Source organism: Candidatus Izemoplasma sp. (assembly GCF_982632705.1).
Window position 1 is genome coordinate 8,048 of sequence record NZ_CEXEES010000062.1, and the last position, 579, is coordinate 8,626.

Annotated in this window: 1 protein-coding gene; it reads left to right on the forward strand. The window is 30.1% G+C overall.

What is annotated here, in order from left to right:
- Positions 1-579 (forward strand): cytochrome c biogenesis CcdA family protein (locus AC2LE6_RS07585; RefSeq protein ID WP_484478665.1); only part of this gene is annotated, 579 nt, incomplete at both ends.

The window sequence follows — 579 nt, forward strand, 5'->3', positions numbered from 1 at the left end:
AAAGGATTCTTAGGGTTCTTAGGTGTATTAGGTGCAGGGTTATTAGATGGATTTAATCCTTGTGCAATTGCATTATTATTGATGTTTATCTCTCTTCTAGGTTTCACAGATAATAAAAGAATTTTAATACTTGTCAGTATTACATATATATTCACAATGTTCATAACATATTTCTTAATAGGAGTTGGTTTATTAAGTGCATTAGAAGCATTCGCACAAAATTCAAATTTAGCTATTATTGTCTCATGGGTTATATTTATTTTGGTATCTATATTATTCTTGTTTAACTTATACGATTTTATTGTAAGTAAAAATGAAGATTATGGAAAAATTAAAAACCAATTACCAAAGTGGGTTCAAAAGATGAACAAAAGAATCATGAGAACATTTACAGACTCTATGAACGAAAAAGGAAGCAAGGGAAATACAGCTGCAGTTATCGGATTAACATTCGTATTAGGTCTAACGATGAGTTTAACAGAATTTCTATGTACTGGTCAAATATATTTAGGTATCTTAGATGGTGTAAGAGTATTTGATGAATTCGGCGTCGACCATGATTTTCATTCAGAACACACC